The 22,839-nt window shown below is 45.5% G+C and carries 26 protein-coding genes, 2 tRNA genes and 1 riboswitch; of the genes, 19 read left to right on the top strand and 9 right to left on the bottom strand.

Annotated features, from left to right (window positions below; translation table 11 throughout):
• Nucleotides 1-181: 181 nt before the first annotated feature.
• From ACINWC323_RS05200 to ACINWC323_RS05245, 11 genes are all read left to right on the top strand, one after another.
• Nucleotides 182-805, top strand: coding sequence for a DUF1285 domain-containing protein (locus ACINWC323_RS05200; protein ID WP_009514199.1), 624 nt, complete (start codon nucleotides 182-184; stop codon nucleotides 803-805).
• Between the two features lie 44 nt (nucleotides 806-849).
• Nucleotides 850-1,737 (top strand): glutamate racemase, encoded by an 888-nt coding sequence (gene murI, locus ACINWC323_RS05205; protein WP_009514302.1) that lies wholly within the window; start codon nucleotides 850-852, stop codon nucleotides 1,735-1,737.
• 94 nt (nucleotides 1,738-1,831) lie between these two features.
• Nucleotides 1,832-2,860 carry a DUF4062 domain-containing protein gene (locus tag ACINWC323_RS05210; RefSeq protein ID WP_005226528.1) on the top strand — a complete coding sequence of 343 codons (1,029 nt, stop codon included), beginning with the start codon at nucleotides 1,832-1,834 and terminating at the stop codon, nucleotides 2,858-2,860.
• 70 nt (nucleotides 2,861-2,930) lie between these two features.
• Nucleotides 2,931-3,947 carry a ferrochelatase gene (gene hemH / locus ACINWC323_RS05215; RefSeq protein WP_009514320.1) on the top strand — a complete coding sequence of 339 codons (1,017 nt, stop codon included), beginning with the start codon at nucleotides 2,931-2,933 and terminating at the stop codon, nucleotides 3,945-3,947.
• 29 nt (nucleotides 3,948-3,976) lie between these two features.
• Nucleotides 3,977-4,621 (top strand): MBL fold metallo-hydrolase, encoded by a 645-nt coding sequence (locus tag ACINWC323_RS05220; RefSeq protein ID WP_009514190.1) that lies wholly within the window; start codon nucleotides 3,977-3,979, stop codon nucleotides 4,619-4,621.
• A gap of 260 nt (nucleotides 4,622-4,881) precedes the next feature.
• Nucleotides 4,882-4,956, top strand: a complete 75-nt coding sequence (gene pqqA, locus ACINWC323_RS19880) for a pyrroloquinoline quinone precursor peptide PqqA (RefSeq protein WP_009514286.1) — start codon at nucleotides 4,882-4,884, stop codon at nucleotides 4,954-4,956.
• A gap of 73 nt (nucleotides 4,957-5,029) precedes the next feature.
• A complete protein-coding gene (pqqB, locus tag ACINWC323_RS05225) occupies nucleotides 5,030-5,941 on the top strand; it encodes a pyrroloquinoline quinone biosynthesis protein PqqB (RefSeq protein ID WP_009514309.1) in 912 nt (303 codons plus the stop codon).
• An 8-nt stretch (nucleotides 5,942-5,949) separates the two neighbouring features.
• Nucleotides 5,950-6,708, top strand: a complete 759-nt coding sequence (gene pqqC, locus ACINWC323_RS05230; protein ID WP_155758138.1) for a pyrroloquinoline-quinone synthase PqqC — start codon at nucleotides 5,950-5,952, stop codon at nucleotides 6,706-6,708.
• Entirely contained in the window at nucleotides 6,701-6,985 is a 285-nt protein-coding gene (gene pqqD / locus ACINWC323_RS05235) for a pyrroloquinoline quinone biosynthesis peptide chaperone PqqD (protein WP_009514350.1), read from the top strand. Before pqqC ends, pqqD begins: the two co-directional genes overlap by 8 nt.
• Complete coding sequence (gene pqqE / locus ACINWC323_RS05240) at nucleotides 6,982-8,145, top strand: pyrroloquinoline quinone biosynthesis protein PqqE (RefSeq protein WP_009514178.1); 1,164 nt, start codon at nucleotides 6,982-6,984, stop codon at nucleotides 8,143-8,145. The genes pqqD and pqqE overlap by 4 nt, the downstream gene beginning before the upstream one ends.
• A complete protein-coding gene (locus ACINWC323_RS05245; protein ID WP_009514293.1) occupies nucleotides 8,142-9,203 on the top strand; it encodes a dipeptidase in 1,062 nt (353 codons plus the stop codon). The genes pqqE and ACINWC323_RS05245 overlap by 4 nt, the downstream gene beginning before the upstream one ends.
• Nucleotides 9,204-9,221: 18 nt before the next feature.
• Here ACINWC323_RS05245 and ACINWC323_RS05250 read toward each other — a convergent pair whose 3' ends face one another.
• On the bottom strand, nucleotides 9,222-9,413 hold the full coding sequence (locus tag ACINWC323_RS05250) for a DNA gyrase inhibitor YacG (protein ID WP_005226540.1): 192 nt from the start codon (nucleotides 9,411-9,413) through the stop codon (nucleotides 9,222-9,224).
• Nucleotides 9,414-9,783: 370 nt separating this feature from the next.
• Between ACINWC323_RS05250 and ACINWC323_RS05255 the strand changes: the two genes are divergently transcribed.
• From ACINWC323_RS05255 to ACINWC323_RS05275, 5 genes are all read left to right on the top strand, one after another.
• The gene (locus tag ACINWC323_RS05255; protein WP_009514258.1) at nucleotides 9,784-10,428 is read left to right on the top strand and encodes a class I SAM-dependent methyltransferase; all 645 of its coding nucleotides are present in this window, start codon (nucleotides 9,784-9,786) and stop codon (nucleotides 10,426-10,428) included.
• On the top strand, nucleotides 10,421-11,611 hold the full coding sequence (locus ACINWC323_RS05260) for a TIGR03862 family flavoprotein (RefSeq protein WP_009514315.1): 1,191 nt from the start codon (nucleotides 10,421-10,423) through the stop codon (nucleotides 11,609-11,611). The genes ACINWC323_RS05255 and ACINWC323_RS05260 overlap by 8 nt, the downstream gene beginning before the upstream one ends.
• A 55-nt stretch (nucleotides 11,612-11,666) precedes the next feature.
• Entirely contained in the window at nucleotides 11,667-12,326 is a 660-nt protein-coding gene (locus ACINWC323_RS05265) for a hypothetical protein (protein WP_009514158.1), read from the top strand.
• A 118-nt stretch (nucleotides 12,327-12,444) separates the two neighbouring features.
• Nucleotides 12,445-12,855, top strand: coding sequence for a GFA family protein (locus ACINWC323_RS05270; protein WP_009514150.1), 411 nt, complete (start codon nucleotides 12,445-12,447; stop codon nucleotides 12,853-12,855).
• A gap of 18 nt (nucleotides 12,856-12,873) precedes the next feature.
• Nucleotides 12,874-13,512, top strand: coding sequence for a flavin reductase family protein (locus ACINWC323_RS05275; RefSeq protein ID WP_009514145.1), 639 nt, complete (start codon nucleotides 12,874-12,876; stop codon nucleotides 13,510-13,512).
• Between the two features lie 16 nt (nucleotides 13,513-13,528).
• Here ACINWC323_RS05275 and ACINWC323_RS05280 read toward each other — a convergent pair whose 3' ends face one another.
• Nucleotides 13,529-13,861, bottom strand: a complete 333-nt coding sequence (locus tag ACINWC323_RS05280) for a HopJ type III effector protein (RefSeq protein WP_009514235.1) — start codon at nucleotides 13,859-13,861, stop codon at nucleotides 13,529-13,531.
• A gap of 284 nt (nucleotides 13,862-14,145) precedes the next feature.
• A riboswitch (Fluoride riboswitch) is annotated at nucleotides 14,146-14,212 on the top strand.
• 133 nt (nucleotides 14,213-14,345) lie between these two features.
• Between ACINWC323_RS05280 and crcB the strand changes: the two genes are divergently transcribed.
• Complete coding sequence (crcB, locus tag ACINWC323_RS05285) at nucleotides 14,346-14,726, top strand: fluoride efflux transporter CrcB (RefSeq protein WP_009514114.1); 381 nt, start codon at nucleotides 14,346-14,348, stop codon at nucleotides 14,724-14,726.
• Nucleotides 14,727-14,742: 16 nt separating this feature from the next.
• Nucleotides 14,743-15,072 (top strand): DUF190 domain-containing protein, encoded by a 330-nt coding sequence (locus ACINWC323_RS05290; protein ID WP_009514144.1) that lies wholly within the window; start codon nucleotides 14,743-14,745, stop codon nucleotides 15,070-15,072.
• Nucleotides 15,073-15,170: 98 nt separating this feature from the next.
• On the opposite strand, the gene ACINWC323_RS05295 is transcribed toward ACINWC323_RS05290, so the two are convergent.
• From ACINWC323_RS05295 to ACINWC323_RS05310, 4 genes are all read right to left on the bottom strand, one after another.
• Nucleotides 15,171-15,425 carry a type B 50S ribosomal protein L31 gene (locus ACINWC323_RS05295; RefSeq protein WP_005226565.1) on the bottom strand — a complete coding sequence of 85 codons (255 nt, stop codon included), beginning with the start codon at nucleotides 15,423-15,425 and terminating at the stop codon, nucleotides 15,171-15,173.
• 147 nt (nucleotides 15,426-15,572) lie between these two features.
• Complete coding sequence (locus ACINWC323_RS05300; protein WP_009514168.1) at nucleotides 15,573-16,865, bottom strand: ABC1 kinase family protein; 1,293 nt, start codon at nucleotides 16,863-16,865, stop codon at nucleotides 15,573-15,575.
• Between the two features lie 300 nt (nucleotides 16,866-17,165).
• Entirely contained in the window at nucleotides 17,166-18,527 is a 1,362-nt protein-coding gene (locus ACINWC323_RS05305; RefSeq protein WP_005226576.1) for an MATE family efflux transporter, read from the bottom strand.
• 30 nt (nucleotides 18,528-18,557) lie between these two features.
• Nucleotides 18,558-19,019, bottom strand: a complete 462-nt coding sequence (locus tag ACINWC323_RS05310; protein ID WP_009514129.1) for a DMT family transporter — start codon at nucleotides 19,017-19,019, stop codon at nucleotides 18,558-18,560.
• Nucleotides 19,020-19,133: 114 nt separating this feature from the next.
• On the opposite strand from ACINWC323_RS05310, the gene hemW reads away from it, so the two are divergent.
• Entirely contained in the window at nucleotides 19,134-20,288 is a 1,155-nt protein-coding gene (hemW, locus tag ACINWC323_RS05315; RefSeq protein ID WP_009514161.1) for a radical SAM family heme chaperone HemW, read from the top strand.
• Between the two features lie 125 nt (nucleotides 20,289-20,413).
• On the opposite strand, the gene ACINWC323_RS05320 is transcribed toward hemW, so the two are convergent.
• The 3 genes from ACINWC323_RS05320 to ACINWC323_RS05330 form a co-directional block, all read right to left on the bottom strand.
• Nucleotides 20,414-20,489: transfer RNA gene (locus ACINWC323_RS05320), tRNA-Lys, on the bottom strand.
• A 120-nt stretch (nucleotides 20,490-20,609) separates the two neighbouring features.
• Nucleotides 20,610-20,685: transfer RNA gene (locus ACINWC323_RS05325), tRNA-Lys, on the bottom strand.
• A gap of 173 nt (nucleotides 20,686-20,858) precedes the next feature.
• Nucleotides 20,859-22,700: a long-chain-acyl-CoA synthetase gene (locus ACINWC323_RS05330; RefSeq protein WP_009514239.1), complete on the bottom strand. Its 1,842-nt coding sequence runs from the start codon at nucleotides 22,698-22,700 to the stop codon at nucleotides 20,859-20,861.
• Nucleotides 22,701-22,839: the final 139 nt, after the last annotated feature.

The raw sequence follows: 22,839 nt of genomic DNA, 5'->3' as shown, positions 1-22,839 counted from the left end.
CTCCTCATATTTTTAAGGGTGGCAACCGTAATATTGCGATTCGGCGCTGCCATGAGTGTTCTTAATTGCCAAACACAAATGATACTATTGTGCTTGCAAACGTTTGGGATAGTATAGTTTTAAACCTTGATCTCGCCAATTGGCTGAGCGGTCATATTTTCTCGTCAGCAAGGCATAAACTATGATAAATGAAAATGATTCTCCACAAAACTCTTTAGAAAATCAGGGAAAAGTCATGTTTTCTGATGATAAAAACTTAATGAACATTGCACAATACTTAAATGATGTACAGCAAAGTCACAAAAGGTCAATACCGCCTTTAGAGCAGTGGCATCCAAAGCATTGTGGCAAAATGGATTTACGCATAAAAGCCAATGGCGAATGGTGGCACGAAGGTCAATTGATCAAACGTCAGGCTCTGCTGGATCTGTTCAGTAGGGTATTGTGGAAAGAAGACGGCAAATTCTACCTCAAAACCCCGGTGGAACAGATTGAAATCGAAGTTGAAGACGAACCATTGTTGATCAATCAGGTGGATCAGGTCGAAATTGAAGGCAAGACCTACCTGCAATTGATAACACCTAATCAGGACGTGGTGATCGTGGATGAGCAGCATCCGATTTTTATGCGTGAATATGCAGGGGAGTTACGGCCGTATGTGCACGTCCGTTTTGGCATGAATGCCTTGATCCAGCGGCAGAGTTTTTATCATCTCGTCAACTATGGGACTTTGTCTGAAAATGCACAGGGCGAAACGGTTTTGACGCTAAAAAGTGGTGATTTGGTCTTGCATTTGAGCACCTGAGGTTTAAGCTTAAACGAGTAAATAAACCAGTGTCCATGTGCAATATGACAGCCGTTCAATCCATGCCTCTTTTACTTGATCCCATGCCACATGCATCTGCTGATGCGCCGATCGGGGTATTTGATTCGGGGATTGGCGGATTATCGGTTGCACAGGAGATTGCTCGACACTTACCCAATGAACGCATTCTTTACTATGCCGATACGGCGCATGTGCCCTATGGCGCACGTTCAGATCAGGAAATCCGTCAACTGACGGCTCAGGCAATCGAATGGCTCTACCGTCAGGGCTGTAAAATTGCCGTGGTGGCATGCAATACTGCTTCTGCTTTTAGCCTGGATTATTTACGTGAACACTATGGAGAGCGCTTTCCGATCGTGGGACTGGTGCCTGCATTAAAACCTGCCGTGATCCAAACCCAATCCAAGGTTGTGGCTGTGCTGGCGACACCTGCCACCTTTCGTGGACAGTTAATTAAAGATGTGATGGCAAACTTTGCCCAGCCTGCGGGCGTCAAAGTGTTGACCGTGACTAGTCTGGAACTGGTGCCATTTGTTGAAGCCGGACAGCAGATGAGTCCAGCTTGTCTCGACGTATTACAACAGGTTTTGCAACCTGTAGTGGAACAGGGGGCTGACTTTCTGGTCTTGGGCTGTACCCATTATCCTTTCCTGAAAGATGCGATTCGTCAGGTTTTTGCTGAAAAATTAAAATTAATTGATTCTGGACAAGCAGTTGCGCGGCAAACTGCCTATCTTTTAATTAAAAATGGGTTATTATGTGACAAATTGCGTCATAACATTACCCGTATTCAATGTTATGTCAGTGGTAACAATGCGCGAGAACTAGAACCTGTTCTTCAGCACCTTATACCAGAACAATTAACATGGAAGATTCAAAATCTGGCCGAGATTGAGATAGGAAATCACTAAATCGAGCCATATTGATATATTTATTGGGGTTAGTTGTTAATAAAAATCAAGATAGATACTTGATATTATTGATCAATGAATTGGGGCCTGGCCTATGCAAGATACTCGTTATCAAGTCTTTATTTCTACCTCTGGCAATGAAATGCAGCCAGAGCGAGCGGTTCTGGCACAAACATTAGTTGGAATGGGATTCCTGTCATGGGGGCTGGAACAGCGCACCCCGCTCAGTACCTCGATTGCCCGTCGGCAAATTGACGATTGTGATTATGTGGTGATTTTGCTGGGGAGCCAATATGGCGAGCAATCGGTTTCAGGTGTGGGCTATATGCATCTGGAATATATTTATGCCATGACCAAACAAAAGCCTGTGATTGTATTTATGCATGAAGACCCCGAGTCGCGTGATGTTAAATTGCATGATCACAAGCCAGAACTGAAAGAAAAATTCAAAGAATTTAGAAAACAGCTCCAACACGAAGTGGATCAGGTGTTTTGTTATCGTACTTTAAGAGATCTGGAGCTGGCGGTACGTTCCAGTATGCCGCAGATGCTCGAGCGTTACCCGGTGGTGGGTTGGGTACGTCCACAAAACACACAGGTACTGCGTGATGAAATTGACGCATTACGTGCCAAGGTGAAACAGCTGGAAACTGAACTGGGTAATCGTGAAGCGGACCCGCTGACCAATGTCCCTAAAGTTTCCATGCATGAACTCTATTCATTTGAATATCGTATGCATGCCTATCAGGACGGTAACTTCAAGGAAGTCAAACCTCATCGCAAAATGACCTGGGCGCAATTGCTGAATGTGCTCGGCTCAGCCTTTGTAATTCCGACTCCTGAAGAATATTTTTCCAAGCGCATCAATGAATACCTGAATGAGACAGGCCTGGACGACGCACGTCAGGAAATGCCAAGGGCGCATGCCGTATCTCGTGCCCAGGTCAATATTCGTGCCTTGCATGAAATCAAATTACAAATGCGTCAAAACGAATGGATTATGCCAACCGGGCGAGATGATCGACAGCGCATGTTGTGGCAGCTCACTGCAAAAGGACAAAAACTACTGGAAAGTAATATGCTGGATAGCAATCGGGTTTTCCAATTTAAAACCATGCACTAATCCAATTTATAAAACGTGACTAAAACTGCTAAAGTAATTGTATGAACTCAATAAAAAGCGGATGCGGTCTATGTTAGCGACACAAAAACCAAAAGTGACTGTGATTCTGGCCAATTTAGGCACGCCCGATGCAGCCACTGTGCCAGCAGTACGACGTTTTCTGAAACAGTTTTTATCTGATAGCCGTGTGATTGAGATCCCCAAATTATTATGGTGGATCATTCTGCACCTCTTTGTTTTGACCTTCCGTCCAAAACGTGTGGCTGAAGCTTATGCTTCGGTCTGGTCCAATGATTCACCCATGCGTGAAATTGTATTGGAACAAACTCTGCTGGTTAAACAGCGCCTGCAAGAAGAAAATCACCAGTTTGATCTGACGGTTGTGCCAGCCATGACCTATGGCCAGCCGAGTATTCATGATGTGCTGGCGCAACTGGCAAAGGACCCACAAGAACATGTGATTTTATTGCCGTTGTTCCCGCAATATTCAGCGACTTCGACAGCACCACTCTATGATGCCTTTGCTAGATGGATTCCACAGCAACGTCATTTACCTGGCCTGACCATGATCAAGGATTATTATCAACATCCTTTATTTATTCAGGCACTGGCAGATAGTGTGCTGCACTATCAGGGACAGCATGGCAAAGCTGAAAAACTGTTGATGTCCTTTCACGGGATTCCCCAACCGTATGCCGATAAAGGTGATCCCTATGCTGACCGCTGCCGAATCACAGCACGTCTGGTGGCAGAAGCGTTACATCTGAAAGAGGATGAATGGGCGATCAGCTTCCAGTCACGTTTCGGCAAGCAGGAATGGGTCAAGCCTTATACCGATCAACTGTTACAACAATGGGGTGAGCAAAAAGTCCAATCGGTACAGGTGATTAGTCCAGCCTTTTCAGCAGATTGTCTGGAAACCTTAGAAGAACTGGCCATGCAGAACAAGGAAATTTTCCAGCATGCGGGTGGTGGCGACTATGCCTATATTCCAGCCTTGAATGCGGATCAGGCCCATATAGATTTGCTTGCCGGTCTGGTTCAGGCTAATCTTGACGCACTTACCCATACCTTAGCCCATCGTTAAATCGACGCTTTATTTCGCCAGAGGTTGCTATGCTCCAAGTCAAAATTGTCCCCGTTACTGCATTTGCCCAAAACTGCTCAATCTTGTGGGACAGTGAAAGTAAAGAAGCGATTTTGATTGATGCGGGCGGTGATGCTGCGCTACTGAAAAAAGAAGTGGAAGCTTTGGGGCTAAAAGTAAAAGCTTTGTGGTTAACGCATGGCCATCTTGATCATGCCGGTGCAGTTGGCGAACTGGCTGAAACATGGCAGATTCCGGTGATTGGCCCGCATAAGGAAGACCAGTTCTGGCTGGACATGATTCAGGAAGTCTCAGCGCGTTATGGCTTTCCAATTCCACAGCCGGTCAAGGTGGATCAATGGTTGGAAGGCGGTGAAGTCTTAAAGCTGGGTGAAGATGAGTTCGAGGTGCGTTTTGCCCCAGGCCATACCCCAGGTCATGTGATGTTCTACAACGCCAAACATGGCTTATTGTGGACAGGTGACGTACTGTTCAAAGGCTCGATTGGTCGGACCGATTTTCCAAAAGGCAATCACCAGCAGTTGCTGGATTCGATTCAGCGCGAATGCTTTAGCTTGCCGGATGAGACCCAGTTTATTTCAGGTCATGGCCCCATCAGTACCATTGGTTATGAAAAGCAATTTAATCCTTTTGTGGCCAGTAAAGCAGGCTAATCGGATGTTTTCGCTGGTGTATACGAGGGCTTGTACACCAGCTTTTATACTGGGTGTCATCATGACTGCCCCTTTGAGGTGGGTATAAATAGAATGTTCATTACTGAAATTTAGTTAAAACTCACAATTATCGAACAATATCTTGGGCTGGGTAGGTCTACAAAGCGATTATTTTTATTTAGAATCAAATGTGAAACGCTTTATTGATGTTGAATTAATTACTTAATTTCATCTGATGAAAACCAATTGGAGACGATTTCATGCAATGGACTAAACCTGCTTTTACCGATGTACGTATTGGTTTTGAAGTGACCATGTACTTTGAAGTACGTTAATCCTTCCGATTCAAATTCAAGATAAGCCCTAGTTATGTCTAGGGCTTATCTTTTTCTAACAAGAAATTAACTTATGTATATTCATGTTCTAGGTTCGGCTGCGGGTGGGGGATTCCCGCAGTGGAATTGTAATTGTCCAAACTGTCATGGCGTGCGTAGCGGTACCATTCAGGCCAAGGCGCGGACCCAATCCTCAATCGCGGTTTCCGAGAATGGCATTGATTGGGTGCTGCTGAATGCCTCGCCCGATATCCGTCAGCAATTATTTGATTTCAAGGCGGCTCAGCCTGCGCGCAAGTTGCGTGATACTGGCATTCGTGATGTGATCCTGATGGACAGTCAACTGGATCACACCACCGGACTGCTGACTCTACGTGAAGGCTGTCCAATCAAGGTCTGGTGTACCGAGATGGTCTATCAGGACCTGACCACAGGTTTCCCGGTATTTAATATGTTGAAGCACTGGAACGGCGGTCTGCAATATCAGCAAATCAATCCGAAACAGGCCTTTAAGATTTCGGGTTTCCAACATCTGGAATTTATGCCTCTGATTATTCAGAGTGCGGCACCACCGTATTCTCCGCATCGTCACGATCCACATGAGGGTGACAATATTGCGCTGATCATTCGCGACCATCAAACGCAAAAACAGTTGTTCTATGCACCGGGTCTTGGAAAGATTGATGAGCAGGTCATGCAGATCATGCGCGATTCAGATTGTGTCATGATTGATGGTACGCTGTGGACAGATGATGAAATGCAGCAGACGGGTGTTGGCAGCAAAACCGGACGTGAGATGGGACATTTATATATTAGTGGCGAGGGTGGTTCATTGTCTTATCTGAATCAGCTCAGCCGTCCTAAAAAAGTGCTGATTCATATCAACAATACCAACCCGATTTTAGATGAAAACTCGGCTCAATGTGCTGAACTCAAGGCCCACGGTGTGGAAGTGGCTTTTGATGGCATGCAGATTGAACTTTGAGGTGAATGATGATGCCCACTGATGTATTAAGTGTTGAACAGTTTAAGCAGGCCATTCTGGATAAAGGCCAGTACTATCATATTTATCATCCTTTTCATGTGATGATGTATGAAGGCAAAGCCACCCAGCAGCAAATTCAGGCCTGGGTGGCCAACCGTTATTATTACCAAATCAATATTCCACTGAAAGATGCCGCGATCATGGCCAATTGTCCAGACCAGCGTGTGCGTCAGGAATGGATTCAGCGGCTGCTGGATCAGGATGGCGAATATCCTGACGGGGGAGGCCGTGAAGCATGGTTGCGTCTGGCTGAAGCGGTGGGCCTGACCCGTGAACAGGTCATTTCAGAAGAGCTGGTACTGCCGGGTGTACGTTTCGCCGTGGACGCCTATGTCAATTTTGCCCGCCGTGCTACATGGCGTGAAGCTGCCAGCAGTTCCTTGACGGAATTGTTTGCACCACAGATTCACCAGTCACGCCTTGATTCATGGCCACAGCATTATCCGTGGATCGATGATCAGGGCTATGATTATTTCCGTTCGCGTTTAAGTCAGGCACGTCGTGATGTCGAGCATGGCCTGAGTATTACCCTAGACTCGTTTACCACCTATGAACAGCAGCAGCGCATGCTGGAAATCTTGCAGTTCAAGCTGGATATCCTGTGGAGTATTCTGGATGCACTGACGCTGGCCTATGTGCATCAGCAGGCACCGTATCATACCGTGACCACCCAACCGGTCTGGCATAAGGGGTTATTCCGTGAGTAATGCAGCATTTGATTTAAATCTGGTTCCCATCTGGCGACAGGGCTACCGCTTTCAGTTTGAGCCGGCACAAAATGCCTTTGTCATTTTATATCCGGAAGGCATGATCAAGCTGAATGACAGTGCAGGGGCCATCGGACAGCATATTGATGGACAACGCACGGTTGCTGCCATTGTGGCACTGCTGAAACAGCAGTTTGGCGATATTGCCGAAATCGAGCAGGATGTGGTCGATTATATGCGGGTTGCCCAGCAACAATTCTGGATTGAATTGCAATGACTGAAGGTGTCGGTTTACCGCTCTGGCTTCTGGCCGAGCTGACCTATCGTTGTCCCTTGCAATGTCCATACTGTTCTAATCCGCTAGATTATGCGCAACATAAAAATGAACTGAGCACGCAAGAGTGGTGTGATGTATTTGATCAGGCGCGGCAGATGGGGGCGGTGCAACTGGGCTTTTCCGGTGGTGAACCGCTGGTTCGGCAAGATCTGGAACAACTGGTTGCACATGCGCACCGGCAAGGGTTTTATACCAATTTAATCACCTCGGGCATGGGCCTGAACGAGCAGCGTATTGCCCAGCTCAAACAGGCGGGACTGGATCACATCCAGATCAGTTTTCAGGCCAGCGATGCTGTGGTGAATGATGCTCTGGCAGGTTCAAGGCATGCCTTTGAACAGAAATATGAAATGTGCCGTCTGGTCAAGCAATATGACTATCCGATGGTGCTGAACTTTGTGATTCACCGGCATAATATTGACCAGATTGAACAGATTATTGAGCTATGTCTGGAACTGAATGCCGATACGGTTGAACTGGCGATCTGCCAGTTTTATGGCTGGGCCTTTTTAAACCGTCAGGGCTTATTGCCCACGCAGGAACAGTTGATCCGTGCCGAACAGGTGACCAATGCCTATCGAGAAAAGCTGCGCCAGCAGAACCATCCCTGTAAGTTGATCTTTGTAGCGCCTGATTATTATGAGGAGCGACCAAAAGCCTGCATGAATGGCTGGGGCAGAATTTTCTTTACCGTAACCCCTGATGGCACCGCATTGCCATGTCATGCAGCACGTCAGCTACCGATTGCGTTTCCGAATGTTCGTGACCAGTCTTTATCGGAGATTTGGTACACATCCGCGGGTTTTAACCATTTTCGTGGCGATGCATGGATGCCGGAAAGTTGCCGTAGTTGCCCAGACAAACAGCGGGACTTTGGCGGCTGCCGTTGTCAGGCCTATATGCTCACAGGTGATGCGGCTAATGCCGATCCGGTGTGTGGTAAATCTGAGTATCATCATCTGATTGAACAGGCGCGTAGCGAGAGTGAACAGGCTGCATCTCTTGAACAACTGGTATTTCGCAATAGCAAAAATTCAAAACGATTGGCGCTTCAGCAAAAAATTCCTGTGCAAAGCATTACGGGGGAATCCTCCTCATGAAGCGTGGTCTGAATCATCACAACGTTGCAGTTTTCGATGGTCATAATGATCTGCTGACACGCTTATGGCTCAGCGATCAGACAGACCCCGTGCAGGCTTTTATCCATGAACAGTTGTCTGGACAACTGGATTTAAAACGCTGTCAGCAAGCTGGCTTTGCAGGTGGCATGTTTGCGATTTTTCTTCCGCCATTTGCCTATGTAAAACAGCATCATCCCGCTAAATTATTTGGTCACCATGCGGATGATTTTACCCAACCGCAAATTGAGCAGATTTGTCTGGCGCAACTCGAGCTGGCACAGCAGATGGTGCAAGCTTCTGAGCAGATTCGACTATGTAGCTCGGTGCAACAGATACAAGATTGTCGGGCTCAAGGTCAGCTGGCGGTGGTGCTGCATATGGAAGGGGCAGAAGCCCTACAGGATAATCCAGACTTGCTCGATATTTTTTATCAGGCTGGCCTACGGAGTGTGGGTCCTCTCTGGAACAGGGTCAGTCGATTTGGCCATGGCTTAAATGCGCGTTTCCCGCATTCGCCTGACACAGGTGCAGGCCTGACTCCTCAAGGCAAAGCATTGGTTAAACGCTGTGCTGACAAAAAAATGCTGGTGGATGTATCGCATATGAACGAACGGGCATTTTGGGACACGGCAGAAATTTTGCAGCAACCGATTGTCGCCACCCATTCCAATGCACACGCTTTATGCCCCCAAGCGCGTAATCTGACTGATTCGCAACTTCAGGCAATTGCTGAGAGTGGGGGCATGGTCGGGGTCAATTTTGATGTGGCCTTTTTACGCGCTGACGGACAGCGCAATGCCGACACACCACTTACACTCATTCTCGATCATCTGGAATATATGATGGATCGTCTTGGGGAAGACCATATCGGTCTGGGTTCAGATTTTGATGGCGCGCTGATCAGTACCGAACTGCAGGATGTGACGGGTTTGCCCCAGCTCATTGCCGCCATGCAACAGCGTCATTATTCTGCTGAACTGATTGAGAAAATTTGCTGGAACAACTGGCTCAAGGTCATGCACCGAATCTGGGCTTAGCGGCAAAGTAGAAGATGATTAATCTTCATAATCATCTTCATGGCGTTTGAGATCTGCTTGCGGTGCATCTTGCGTCGGTAATTTATATTCATCACTGGCCCAGGCACCGAGATCAATCATCTTGCAACGTTCTGAGCAGAATGGACGAAATGCATTACCTTCCCAAGTGCTGGTTTCTCCACAACGCGGGCAGGGGAATGTACGTGGCATAGAAAATTCCTAAAACAAAGAGAGTTTGTTGACATTTCAACCATGCATTGCGTTATTAGCTAAAACGACATAAACAAGGCATGAAACGTAGACAATGGCGATTCTCTTGTCAAGTTTCATAACGAAGTTTAGGGAGGTTTTAGCCATAACCCTATGGGACAGGAGCATTTTTTGCTGCTACTGTGTTATGCCTTATTCATTTAGAATAGCTAAACTTCATAAGTCATGCCTTGTATCAGCTAAAAAATGCTCTCTGTCGCAATGAGAGCTTTAGCTCGCAAGGTGAAATGTTAACAAACCCTAAATAGATTAGGCAAAAGTAAGGTGACTTGTTAGACTTATGCCGATTTCTAGATAGTTTGATGAGATTATGTCGATTCGTCAATTTCAAGCACAACGTATGCAAGCCCCTCGTGATTTTAAGGCCATTCCTCACACCCCGATTTGTGTAGAAATCGGCGCAGGCAAAGGTAAACATGCCTTGTTATTTACGGGACAAAACCCGCAGACCACGTTGTATGCAATTGAGCGAACCAAAGAAAAATTTTTGGCGATGCAAAAGCAGCATCAACTGGAACCGCGGGATTATTTAAACCCGGTTCATGCCGATGCTTTACCTTGGGTGGTGCACGCCTTGTTTCCAGCCCAGGTACAACAATTTTTTATTCTCTATCCGAATCCAGAACCGCATAACCCGGCGCAGCGCTGGCTCAATATGCCATTTTTCGAATTCCTGCTTTCACGCCTGCAACCGAATGGAACCATTACCTTAGCCAGTAATATTCCCGAATATATTGATGAAGCAGAGCAACAGCTGCTTGAGGTATGGAAATTACCTTATGAAAAACAAAAAATTGCAGCGGACTCGGCCCGTACCCATTTTGAAATTAAATATCTGGAACGTGGCGAACTTTGCCAGCAATTGATCATTGGCAAGCCAGAAGGTTACGCAACCCGTTTTGATGATTTTGCACCGTTGCAAGGTCAAAATGCCCAAGAGAACCGCGATGCCTAAGCGGGTTGCCATTATTGGTGCAGGCCCAGCAGGTTTGATGGCTGCCGAGGTGCTGAGTCAGTATGATTATGAAATTGACGTGTTTGAGCAGAAACCTTCGGCAGCACGCAAGTTCCTAATGGCAGGTAAAACCGGATTAAATATCTCTCATGCTGAGCCAGTCGAGCAGTTTATCCAGCGTTATGATCAACCTGAATGGTTAGGCCCATGGGTCAGGCAATGGGATGTTCAATGGATTCAGAGCTGGATGCAAGGTCTGGGCATTGAGTCCTATGTGGGCAGCTCAGGACGTGTCTTTCCCGTAGAAATGAAAGCAGCGCCGTTACTCCGTGCATGGTTAAAGCGATTGATGAGTGCTGGCGTGAAGTTTCACTATCGCCATCGTTGTGTGGATTTATCCAGTAATCAACTCACTTTGGAAAACCAGACGCAACGTTTTCATGCCACTTATGATGCGATTATATTGGCCTGTGGTGCGGTGTCATGGTCGCAATTGGGCAGTGATGGGGCCTGGCAACAATGGCTCGCAAAAAATGAGATCGAGCCTTTTCAGGCCAGTAATGCCGGGGTTTTGAAAACATGGTCGCCGTTTATGCAGGATTGCTTTGGTCAGCCATTAAAACGCGTCAATGCCTGGGTAAGCCCTGAACAGCAAACCCATGGCGATATCATCATTACCCACTATGGTTTTGAGAGTGGTGTGATTTATAAACTGGGACGTGATCTCAGAGCACAGCTTGCTCAACAGCAGCATTTACAATTGTATCTGGACTTATTGCCCGATGTCAGTATTGATCAATTAGAAAAGAAGCTACAGGGTAATAAAAAGCAGTCCTTGACCAATCTTTGGCGTAAAGCCGGGTTAGACCATGTCAAAATTAATCTACTGCGGGAAATCGTTGAAAAAAGCTTGTGGTCAGATGCCAAGCAAATGGCACAGCAGATCAAACAGCTCAGTATTCCTTTGGCAGGCTTTCGCCCGATTGAAGAGGCGATTAGCTGTGCAGGGGGGGTGAAGCAAGAGGTGTTATCTCCACAGCTACAATTGCAATCTAACCCTTATGTATTTTGCTGTGGCGAAATGCTGGATTGGGATGCACCAACGGGGGGCTATTTGCTAACGGCCTGTTTTGCGACAGGAAGAGCAGCAGCAGCAGGAGTCAATGCATTGATCCGCGAGTAAAATAAGCGATATGACTTAAATAAAAACAAACTCAATCAAATTGTTAAGAGAGTATATGAATATTCAACCAACAGTGGAAACACAAAGCCACGAGATCATCAAACCATTTCAGCCCAAGCAGATATTCAGCTTGTTTTTTCAACCGAAAAGGTTTTTTTCTCAGTCTAAAAGCTATCATCATCAAAGCATTATCGTGATTGCCTATCTGATTGGTATGGTCAGTGTGATGGATCGAATCGATCAGCATCTTTTACGGGCCGAGACCTCCAATAGAACGGGTTTTTTGAGTTCAGCTGCCGACACTTGGTCAGGTTACTGGTTATGGGTATTAGGCATGGGGATTATTTCTGCTGCATTTGCATGGCTGATTCAAGGCTGGTGGTATAAGAAAAGACTGCAGTTTTCAGGCGCCAAGGAGGCGGATCCACAACTTGCCCGACATGTGTTTGTATTACAATCTTTAGTCTTTGTACTGCCGATTGTACTTACCACTGTAATTCAAACGTTTTTATATCCAAATTATTTAGAGGCCTACCATTACTCTACCGTGTTAGGTCTTATTCCGGTGCCATTTTTATTCTGGTCTTGTTGGGTCAGTTATCGCGGGGCAACTGAGGTATTTAAAACTAATGGCTGGGCAAAACTGTGGTTCTTAGGCCTGCCGATTCTGTTCTATATTTTAATCATTGGTGCATTTACGGCCCTCATCAGTTGATTTTAAAAGGGTTGTCTGATTTCCACTAAAATCCCATCATATTTCCTGAGCAGATTTGCCTTGTGATCCGGCATTTAAAAATGCTAGTTTTGAGTAAAAGTTCATCAGGAATAGGGAAATGTCTCAAGCTTCACCGGTGTATCGCGGCAGTTGTTTATGTGATGGAATTCATTATGAGATTCATGGTGAAATCGGCGAGATCATACAGTGCCACTGCCAGCGTTGCCGTAAGGCCAATGGTACGGCCTATGCCACCAATGCGCCAATTAGCAGTGCAGCGTTTAAAATTGTGCAAGGTGAAGCGCTGGTTAAAAAGTTTGCTGCCTCTGGCGTGTACCGCTGGTTCTGTGGCGAATGTGGCTCTCCACTGATCAGTTCACGGGATGCACAGCCTGAGCTGTATCGCTTAAGAATCGGGACGCTGGATACGCCATTACAGCAAAAACCAAGCATGCATATTTTTGCTGCATCGAAAGCAGAGTGGGACTGTATCGCGGATGATTTACCGCAATATGCTGAACGTCCTTAAACAGGATGTAATGTTGCGATGATTTTTGAAACCTCAGATTTAGAGCCCAATGATATCTACCGACTCTTGGTCGGTGGAATTTCACCTCGGCCGATCGCCTGGATTAGCACCGTCTCTGCGGATGGCGTAGCCAATATTGCACCTTATTCATTTTTTAACGTTGCCAGCTGTAATCCTCCTATTTTATGGTATTCACAGGTCAACCCCAGAAATGGGCAAGATAAAGATACCATTCGCAATCTGATGGATACACGAGAGTGCGTGGTGCATATCGTGAATTCACAATTGCTAGAAAAGATGAATTTATCTTGTGCGTTATTGCCTTCAGCGCAAAGCGAATTTGAGTTTGCCGAGATTGAGTCCGAACCAAGCCATTCAGTTGCCGCTTTATCTGTCAAACATGCACCGATTCGTTATGAATGTCAGTTAAGAGAGGTTCTGCAACTGAGTACGCTTCCATCGGGCGGTACTGTGGCTTTGCTGGATGTGAAATCAATCTATGTCGATGATCGACTTTGGGATGGACAGATGATCGACCAGCAACAACTGGATAGTGTTGGCAAAATGGGTGGCGATTTTTATAGTTTAACCACCGATCTGCGAAAACTTGCCCGACCGGTCGTGTCATCCACTGGTGAGCATAAAAAAGGAGGTTAAATACCTCCTTTTTCTATTATTTGGCAGTTAAAGCTTCACCTTCGAACTTAACTCCATCCCAGCCATTTTGCATAAACTGACGGATATTTTGATGGTCTGTTGCTTCAGGCGTTGCCAACACAGAGGCATAATGTTCTGCAAATAAACTGAGTGTGTCCGCTTGATTTAAGCCTTCAATTTTAGCAAAGCTGAGTACTTTGGCACTGCCTTGGTTTTCAGTCGCAGCATTTGATTGCGCGCCGTTTTGAAATGCAGTTGGGGTATGTTGATAACGCGCTTCGATAAAGGCCAATACATCTGCAAACTTTGCCGAGCCATCTTTAAGTTGTGCCAATAAGCTTTGAGTCATGTCTAAAATTCCATGTTGATTGAATCAATAGCAGCATCATAACATTGAAAATGCAGAAGAGAAGTCGTTGGTGTATTCGCCGTTTATGCTCAAAGTCGTCATTTATGTATTGACGAATCATGTATAGATCCCCGCTTTTGCTTTTGTCGCATCTGCCTGAAATTTTGATGGGGCTGGGGAAAAGTTTTCGCAACAGCTGGCTGAATTGTGGATAACTTCATGTTTATACACAGTGCGATTCTGCTTAAAAAGAGCGATTGAGTTGCCTAAAAAATATGTTATTTTAGAGCAAAGGAGATGGCATTCCTCCTATTACAAACCGCCAGAATGGCTAATGATGCCTACGTTACCCTGAACAGGGGACGTAGGTTCGTGCGTGCTCTGTTCCCATTTTTGGAGTTCGCCCATGAAAAATCTTCAGAATAATTGCTATATATCCATGTCTCATCATTCTTTCGCTCCAACTTTGCCCTTGGAGTAAATCATGTACTATCCATTACTTTCAATTGCTTTAGGTTCAGTATTAGGTGCATGGTTGCGCTGGTTTCTGGGTTTAAAACTTAATCCTATTTTCCCGAATATTCCTTTGGGTACGGTCACGGTCAACTTTGTTGGTGGCTTTATTATTGGTTTTGCCATTTCATATTTTTCTCAAAGCTCATTGAGTCCCAATTACAAGCTGTTTGTGATTACAGGTTTTTGTGGCGCGCTTACGACATTTTCGACGTTTTCTGCCGAGATCATTGCCTTATTGCAAAGTGGTAAATTGGGCTATGCCTGTGCCGCGATCATGATTCATGTACTTGGATCGCTATTGTTTACGATTTTAGGTATGAGCCTGCATCAATGGCTCAGTGCTGCATAGTTGGGGAGTTATCGTAATGAATGGATTTTTAATGAGCTTTTATACCGCGCAAAATCGTTCCTATCAGGGACAGCCGATCAGCGAGTGGTTGCTGACTGTGGCAAAACAGATGAATTTACGTGGGGCAACGGTCTTGGCGGGGCTGGAAGGTGTTGACCATCAAGGTCTATTTCATTCGGCCAGTTTCTTTGAACTGGCGGATCGACCGGTACAGATTCAATTTGCGGTTACAGAGGAGCAGGCGACCGAGTTATTGAGCTATCTCAATAGTAAAGAGATTTCACTGTTCTATGTGAAAACACCGATTGAGTTCGGGGTGGTGGGACAGCAAAAGACAGACTCCTAAAGCTGGAATCAAGACATAAAAAAAAGAAGTCTAAGTGGAGGAGAGTTAACCTTAGACTTCTAATGCTTTCAGCTTAATGGGTGAAACTTAAATTAAAATTAAGCTTTGCGGTTAAAACGTGCAAAGCGCTTATTAAAGCTTGCAACACGACCTTCATTGCTGGCCTGACGTTGCTCACCGGTATAAAAAGGATGGGATGCACTTGAAATATCAAGCGTCACGTAGGGATAAACTTTGCCTTGATATTCCTTGGTCTGTTTGGTTTGTAGGGTACTGCCAATTAAAAAGTAGGCATCTGCATTGGTATCGTGGAATAAGACTTGTTGATAAGCAGGATGGATATCTTTACGCATGTTGAATGACTCCTATTGTTAATAGAAATGTTATAACATAACAATATATGAAGTCAATTCATGTCTTTTCAAGTCAGTTGTATATAAATTGATTAAAGTAGATAGCCTTCTGACTTGTTGTGACAAGACAAGAGGGCATCAGACAGATTAACTTGGAACTAATTCTTCAAATAAATCATTGAGATTGTCATGTACTTTGAGATGAATCAGGTTCCAGTAATGTCCGGAAATGGTTCGGTTGACCATAAGCGTATCTGGTGAAGGTTTAAACACATCCCAGTATTTCAGCGATTTTTTCACCAGTAACATACCGTCATGATGTGATGAGTTTTCGGCAAAATCATAATTGGTGGTTAGTGGACGCAATAGAATTTCAATCCATTGGGTATACAGCTCGGTTGGGAACTTGTGTTTTTCGGCAATGGAATTCAGTTCTGCCAGTAAGTCTTCAACTTGGGCAATATTTTCCTGACGCGCCGCATTCACCAGCGCCTTAAAGTGCTGAACGATTTCAGGCGATAAGGTTTTGACGCTGCCGTAGTCGTAAATAATCACACTGCCATCTTCACGAAAAGCAAAATTGCCCGGATGTGGGTCGCAGTGGAAGCGTTTTAAGAAAAACATTTCCTGTCCCAAGGCACGGATCAGGCGGCGTCCAATCTGATTGCGAGTCTCGACTGACCATGTACTTGCGGTTTCGATGGATTCACCTTGTTCCAGACTCAGGGTCAGGACGCGACGAGAGGAATAGTCTTTATAAACGGCTGGAATAATCACTTGAGAATCAAGCTTTTCATGGAAGGTTTTAAAGACTTCCAGATTTTGTGCCTCGATTTCATAATTCAGTTCGGCTGAGAGACTGTCCTGAATTTCCTGAAACAGTTGATCTTGCAGCTTCTTGTCAATCTTTAAAACACCCATCAATCGTAAAGCCAGACGCACTTGTTTTAAGTCACTTTCACAGGCCTGATCGACACCCGGATACTGCACCTTGACCACAACGGCTTGGCCGTTTGGTAGTACTGCACGATGCACTTGTCCGATTGACGCGGCAGCAAAAGGTTCTGTTTCAAAAGAGCTAAAAATCTGCTTTAACGGTTTGCCGAGTTCTTTCTCAACCTGTTGCTGAATCGCGGAAAAAGGCATTGCAGGGGCCTGACGTTGCAGCTTGGCAATGGCCTTAGCGACTTCTGGTGGGAAAATATCTTTATATTGCGAGGCGATTTGTCCGACTTTCATCACCGCGCCTTTCATTTCTCCGAGGGTATCGGCAATCTGTAGGCCGATGTCCTGAAACAGCTGGCTACGCGCTGCATTTTTCTGTTCTTCATCAGCGGTAAAATTGCGGATCGAATTCGCTACGCTTTTGCTGGCAATACTTGCGGTCATACCAGCCAGTTTGAGAAAACGCTTACTGGGAGAGCTTGCATGTTTTGCCATCAGGACTTGACCTCATACGATCTAGTTTTAAAGTGATGCCTTGATCATAGGTGACAAAACTTAAATTGCCTATAACAAAATGTTAAGTGATGTAAGCATGTATAAGCGAGCTGTTATCCATACTTTACTGGGTGAAGGTGATAGGGGCTAAGCAAAGCGTTTTATCGGGTTGTCACCTGCGTATTTACTCGTCCTATGCTGCCTATGAATAAAAAAATATTTAAAATCAGGACAGGTCAAGTCAAGTTCGGGGGGCATCCATGCCCCCAAAGCATTGCTTGATTGGATGAAGACGATTCGCTAGGAAACGGGAAGGGACATCTTGGCCAAACGTTTATTATTGAGGTATAAACGGCTGATCAGTAAGACACAGGCAATGCTTAACCCGATAATCAGGCCAAGCCAGACTCCCGCCACGCCCCAAGAGGTGTAGCGGGCAAGATATAAACCAATCGGGAAGGCAATCACCCAGTACGCCATTAATGTAATCCACATTGGCGCTTGCGTGTCCTGCATGCCGCGTAGGCAACCTGCCGCGCTCACTTGCCACGCATCCATCAACTGATAAGCCATGGCAAACCAGAGCAGATACATGGCCACAGGAATCACATCCACATCCGTGGTGTAGATTGCCACGATATAAGGACGTGCCAGAGCGATCAGCGTCATAGTCAAAGCTGCAAAAATGGTGGCACTGATCAGTCCTACGGTTTGAACCTGACGCATGGCGTGCCAGTTCTGTTCGCCGTAATACATGCCGACACGAATGGTTAAGGCAATCGCCAAAGACAGCGGAATCATAAATAATTGCGAAGTGACTGAAATCGCAATCTGGTGCGCTGCAATGGCATTTTCACCCAATGGGCTGAGTACAATTGCGCCTGTACTAAAGATACTGACTTCAAAGAACACCGCCAGACCAATGGGTAAGCCCAGTTTTAAAATACGTTTGATCCAGACCGGATCAAGTTTTTCCCATTTTGTAAAAATAGGCGCCTGCTTATAGGCTTTGGCTTTGGAGACATAGATGGCCAGTGTAATAAACATCAGCCATTGCAAGATGGCTGTTGCAAAACCGCAACCTGCACTGCCGAGTGCCGGAATTGGCCCGAAGCCATACATAAAGATAAAGTTGAGTGGAATCAGGACCAGCAGGGCGATCAGGCTGATAGCAGTGACAGGGCGTGGATGGCCCAAGGCTTCAGAGTAGCTGCGTAATGCGGCATACATCATCACTGCCGGCATACCAAAGCCGATGGCATGTAAAAACAGGCTGGCTTTGGGTAATAAGCTCTCAGGTACACCAAATAACGGCAAAAATTGGGGCATGCACTGCAGGATCAACATCGCTACAATGCCCAGAATCACGGCAACCCATAACGACTGGCGGGCAATGGTCGGTATTTTCTCCGGTGTTTTTGCGCCGCGTGCTTCAGCGACCAAGGGCGTGGTTGCCAGCATGATGCCTGCAAATAACAGCATAATGGGAATCCATAGGCCAACGCCTACAGCAATCGCCGCCAGATCAGTTGCCGAAAGATGCCCGGCCATAATGGTATCAATCAAACCTAATCCTGCCTGGGCAAACTGGGTGATCAGGATTGGAAACATCAAATGAAATAGCTGTTTGAGTTCAAACCGCTTGGTTGTGACATGGGACACAAAAAATACTCTTATTAAAATGAGGAAGAATCAGCGTTGCAGGGTCAATAACACCCCAATAAAAATCACAATACTGCCGAGCAGGCGTTGCCAGTTAATCGGTGTTTTTTCTGTACCTAACCAGCCAAAGTGATCAATAAACATTGAGATCACCAGTTGCCCGAAAATCACTAAACCTGAAAACGTTAATAATCCGAGTTTGGGAGCAGTATAAATGCTCAAACTAATCGCATAAACCCCAAGAAAGCCGCCGAGCCATAGAAACCAGGGAATTTGTGAAATTTCACTTATACTGGGTTTACTGGCACTTTGAAAACAGACCAGTAGCGCCAGCACAATGGTGCCAATGAAAAAAGACAATAGCGCCGCTTGCAGGGGAGAATTCAGATACTCTCGAAGTTGTGTATTGATTGCGGTTTGAAAGGCCATGGCAATACCAATGCCTAGAGTCAGGGGAAGAATAAACAGTAACTGGCTAGAAATTTTCATCATATTATCGGTCTAATTGTTGTTGGTTGTCCCCAGTCTAACTGAATACGTAGATGATGATAAGCCGAACGGGCGAGTCATGTTAAAATGGCGGGGTTCTGTCATTGAGCTGCGATTTTGAGTCATTTAAACCCTGCAAATATTCCACTTTCCCTGTATATCCATATGCCGTGGTGTGTACGTAAATGTCCTTATTGTGACTTTAACTCCCATGCGGTGCCTGATGGTCAGTTGTCCTTGGAACTGGAACAGCAATATCTGGCTGCCTTGGTGGCAGATTTTGAAACTCAGATTGAAATGGCGCAAGGCAGATCGATTCACAGTGTCTTTATTGGTGGTGGAACACCTTCACTGATTTCTGCACAAGGTTATCAATGGTTATTTGAACAACTGAAAGCACGTTTAGTGTTTGAGCCAGATTGTGAAATTACCTTGGAAGCCAATCCGGGAACCGTTGAACATGATCCATTTGCGGATTATCTGGCGGTAGGGATTAACCGCTTATCCTTAGGCGTACAAAGTTTTGATCCCGAGCATTTACAGCGTTTAGGACGGATTCATACCGCCAATAATGCACTGGATGCGATTCAGCAGGCACGCCAGGCCGGCTTTGAGCGTGTAAATGTGGACTTGATGCACGGTTTACCTCAGCAAACAGAACAACAGGCCTTAACCGATCTTCAATTGGCGGTAGAGCATGGTGCAACGCATATTAGCTGGTATCAGCTGACTATTGAGCCCAACACGGTGTTCTTCCGTACCCAGCCTGTATTGCCGCAAGACGAGGTGCTAGAGCAGATTCAGGAGAAAGGTGAGGCGTATTTAAAAGCCAATGGTTATGTCAATTATGAAGTTTCGGCCTGGCGTAAGGAAAAGCCATCGGCACATAATCTGAATTATTGGCAATTTGGTGATTATCTGGCGATTGGAGCCGGTGCGCATGGCAAGGTCACGTGTCCTGACGGGATTTACCGTTTCCAGAAAACCCGTTTACCTAAAGATTATTTAGCCAAAGTCCCTGCTGAACATGTGCAAATGAAACGCATTGAAGCAGATGAATTGCCTTTTGAATTTATGATGAATGCATTGCGTTTAAATGAAGGTGTGGCGACCGAGTCGTATACCCAGCGTACAGGACTTGCGTTGCAAGATTTGAATGAGACATTGCATGACTTGCGTGAGAAAAAACTTCTCATCGCTGATCAGAACAGAATTGCCTGTACCGAGCAGGGACATATCTTTTTAAATTCGGTGCTGGAAAGATTTTTATAGTTTAAAAATTATGTGTGCTTTGGGTAGAGAGGCTTAAAGCACTAGTTTTGGTTTTTGTCATCGTTTGGAAAGATATCGATGACAAAATAAAAAAGCCTCATCAAATGATGAGGCTTTTTCGAATCTGGTGGGTCGTCCGCGACTCGAACGCGGGACCAACGGATTAAAAGTCCGCTGCTCTACCAACTGAGCTAACGACCCTGAGCGAGGAGAAGTAAAACAACGTTTTACCTGAGCGCAAGAGAAAATCTATGATTTTCTGTAGCTTAACCTCTTACAGGCGTTTGTAAAATACATTTCACAAACTCTCAAAACATTAGATGGTGGGTCGTCCGCGACTCGAACGCGGGACCAACGGATTAAAAGTCCGCTGCTCTACCAACTGAGCTAACGACCCTAAGCAAGTATTTCAACTGGCTTCGCAAGAAAAACTAATCAGTTCTAAATGCGTCTTCGTTTTGATGTTGCGTATTCTAGCAAGTTATTCAGCTAACACAAGAGGAAATTTAAAAACATGTGCATGATTGTTTATAAAAAGCACGATTTCCTCTTATTTAGCTAAAAAATAAACTAGAAACGGTATTGATAGCTTTGAATATTGTCAAAGATCTCAGTATTTACATCACAATAGCTGCTTGCACCAGGCAATAACACCAGTAAACGTTCAGAGGTTTTGCTCGGATCGAACGAATCTTCTTTCAGTTTATTTTTCTGGTATTTGAATGTACCGGTGGTTTCAACCTTTTCCTGAACGCGCAAGAACACCGGAATGGCATAGGAAGGTAAACATTTTTTAAATACATTCACCATTTCGCTCAAATCTGCATCATTCAGCGCTGCACCATCCACCAAGGTAATGGCTGCCATACCAGCACGTCCGTTGGTATTTGGAATTTCTACGCCATAAACCACGGCTTCTGCGATTTTTTCATACTCACAGACCATGTTTTCAACTTCGGTGGTCGACACGTTTTCACCTTTCCAGCGGAAGGTGTCGCCGAGACGGTCCACAAACTGGGCATGACGGAAGCCGATATCACGGACCAGGTCACCGGTATTGAAGTATGAGTCGCCCTGGGTGAACACATCTTTCATGATCACAGACTTGTTCTTTTCAGGGTCGGTATAACCATCAAAAGGCGAACGGCTGGTGATCTTGCCAATTAACAGGCCAACTTCACCGGTTTTGACTTTCTTGCAATAGCCTTTTTTGTCGCGGACCAGTTCGTTCTTTTCTTTATCGAACTCAACGATGGCATAAGGCGTAGGAGAGAAGCCGACGGTATTGTCAAAGTTAAAGATATTACTGAAACCGACATTACCTTCGCTTGAAGCATACAGTTCAAGCACTTCTTCCACCCCGAAACGCTCTTTGAACTTGCCCCAGATATTTGGGCGCATGCCATTGCCAATCATTTTGGTCACGCGATGCGCACGGTCCAGTTCAGTTGCTGGTGCATCAATCAGGTAACGGCATAGTTCACCGACATAACCGATCGCAGAAGCATTGAATTTCTGTACATCTTTCCAGAAGGCACTGGTTGAATATTTACGACGTACTGCCAGTGTCGCACTGCCTGCAATCACACCACACCAGCACACCACCACACCTGTGGCATGGTAAAGCGGTAGGGTGACATACATCACATCATCTTTACCAAGATTGAGAATGTGACCATAGGTACCGTATGCCAGTGTCCAGCGGCTATGCGTAAAAATCACGGCTTTTGGCAAACCAGTGGTGCCTGAGGTATAGATATAGAACAGGCCATCTTTACCCGCCACGGTACGTGTGGTTGATGGGTTAAATTTCGGAAACTGGTCAATTTGCAGGGCAAGATTGACGTAGCCTTCTGGTGCTGTGCCCGCATTTTTACGGGTTTCCTGATCAGCAAACCAGTGGAAACGGTCTTGAGCAACTTTTAAATCCTGACGTGCTTCATCGATTGCAGCACGGACTTCTTCGCCGGCAATCACTGCAATCGGATTGACCAGATTAATGCTATGCGCAAGTACTTTACCCACTTGTGAGGTATTGACTAGCGCAATGGTGACCCCAATTTTGGCTAAAGCCACAATGCTGGCAATTAATTCAGGACGGTTCTCAACCATCACTGCAATCACATCACCTTTTTTTGCACCCAGAGATAAATAGTAATGGGCAATCTGGTTGGCCCACTCATTTAAAGCCTGATAGCTGTAGCTTTGATCTTCAAATAACAGAGCGATGCCTTGAGGGTTACGCTTGACTGCTTTTTCAAAGGCAATACCTAAACCAGCAGGAGAAGATGGCGTTCGTAAATATGCCTGTTTAAGACCATTAAGGATATGAGGTACTTTAGTGATGAAGTTTGGAAGTCGAGTAGCGACATCACCAAGGGTAATAATATCGGTCTGCGTAGTTTGGCTCATATCAATCCTGTTTATTTTTCGATCAATCCAAAAATGGCTATCCGTAAGAACACAACCATTCACACCATTGTCGTTGATGCTGTTTTGTAATGGTAAGTTCCTAGAGCAATCAACCTAATTTGACAAAATAACAAAAAAG

Source organism: Acinetobacter sp. WC-323 (assembly GCF_000314615.1).
GTDB lineage: Bacteria > Pseudomonadota > Gammaproteobacteria > Pseudomonadales > Moraxellaceae > Acinetobacter > Acinetobacter courvalinii.
This window is presented reverse-complemented; position numbering and strand designations above follow the sequence as displayed.

What these genes read in the sequence shown, in the direction of transcription:
- ACINWC323_RS05200 (WP_009514199.1), top strand. Translation starts at nt 182, where the DNA reads ATGATAAATGAAAATGATTCTCCACAAAACTCTTTAGAAAATCAGGGA.
- murI (WP_009514302.1), top strand. Translation starts at nt 850, where the DNA reads ATGACAGCCGTTCAATCCATGCCTCTTTTACTTGATCCCATGCCACAT.
- ACINWC323_RS05210 (WP_005226528.1), top strand. Translation starts at nt 1,832, where the DNA reads ATGCAAGATACTCGTTATCAAGTCTTTATTTCTACCTCTGGCAATGAA.
- hemH (WP_009514320.1), top strand. Translation starts at nt 2,931, where the DNA reads ATGTTAGCGACACAAAAACCAAAAGTGACTGTGATTCTGGCCAATTTA.
- ACINWC323_RS05220 (WP_009514190.1), top strand. Translation starts at nt 3,977, where the DNA reads ATGCTCCAAGTCAAAATTGTCCCCGTTACTGCATTTGCCCAAAACTGC.
- pqqB (WP_009514309.1), top strand. Translation starts at nt 5,030, where the DNA reads ATGTATATTCATGTTCTAGGTTCGGCTGCGGGTGGGGGATTCCCGCAG.
- pqqC (WP_155758138.1), top strand. Translation starts at nt 5,950, where the DNA reads ATGATGCCCACTGATGTATTAAGTGTTGAACAGTTTAAGCAGGCCATT.
- pqqE (WP_009514178.1), top strand. Translation starts at nt 6,982, where the DNA reads ATGACTGAAGGTGTCGGTTTACCGCTCTGGCTTCTGGCCGAGCTGACC.
- ACINWC323_RS05245 (WP_009514293.1), top strand. Translation starts at nt 8,142, where the DNA reads ATGAAGCGTGGTCTGAATCATCACAACGTTGCAGTTTTCGATGGTCAT.
- ACINWC323_RS05250 (WP_005226540.1), bottom strand. Translation starts at nt 9,413, where the DNA reads ATGCCACGTACATTCCCCTGCCCGCGTTGTGGAGAAACCAGCACTTGG.
- ACINWC323_RS05255 (WP_009514258.1), top strand. Translation starts at nt 9,784, where the DNA reads ATGTCGATTCGTCAATTTCAAGCACAACGTATGCAAGCCCCTCGTGAT.
- ACINWC323_RS05260 (WP_009514315.1), top strand. Translation starts at nt 10,421, where the DNA reads ATGCCTAAGCGGGTTGCCATTATTGGTGCAGGCCCAGCAGGTTTGATG.
- ACINWC323_RS05265 (WP_009514158.1), top strand. Translation starts at nt 11,667, where the DNA reads ATGAATATTCAACCAACAGTGGAAACACAAAGCCACGAGATCATCAAA.
- ACINWC323_RS05270 (WP_009514150.1), top strand. Translation starts at nt 12,445, where the DNA reads ATGTCTCAAGCTTCACCGGTGTATCGCGGCAGTTGTTTATGTGATGGA.
- ACINWC323_RS05275 (WP_009514145.1), top strand. Translation starts at nt 12,874, where the DNA reads ATGATTTTTGAAACCTCAGATTTAGAGCCCAATGATATCTACCGACTC.
- ACINWC323_RS05280 (WP_009514235.1), bottom strand. Translation starts at nt 13,861, where the DNA reads ATGACTCAAAGCTTATTGGCACAACTTAAAGATGGCTCGGCAAAGTTT.
- crcB (WP_009514114.1), top strand. Translation starts at nt 14,346, where the DNA reads ATGTACTATCCATTACTTTCAATTGCTTTAGGTTCAGTATTAGGTGCA.
- ACINWC323_RS05290 (WP_009514144.1), top strand. Translation starts at nt 14,743, where the DNA reads ATGAATGGATTTTTAATGAGCTTTTATACCGCGCAAAATCGTTCCTAT.
- ACINWC323_RS05295 (WP_005226565.1), bottom strand. Translation starts at nt 15,425, where the DNA reads ATGCGTAAAGATATCCATCCTGCTTATCAACAAGTCTTATTCCACGAT.
- ACINWC323_RS05300 (WP_009514168.1), bottom strand. Translation starts at nt 16,865, where the DNA reads ATGGCAAAACATGCAAGCTCTCCCAGTAAGCGTTTTCTCAAACTGGCT.
- ACINWC323_RS05310 (WP_009514129.1), bottom strand. Translation starts at nt 19,019, where the DNA reads ATGATGAAAATTTCTAGCCAGTTACTGTTTATTCTTCCCCTGACTCTA.
- ACINWC323_RS05330 (WP_009514239.1), bottom strand. Translation starts at nt 22,700, where the DNA reads ATGAGCCAAACTACGCAGACCGATATTATTACCCTTGGTGATGTCGCT.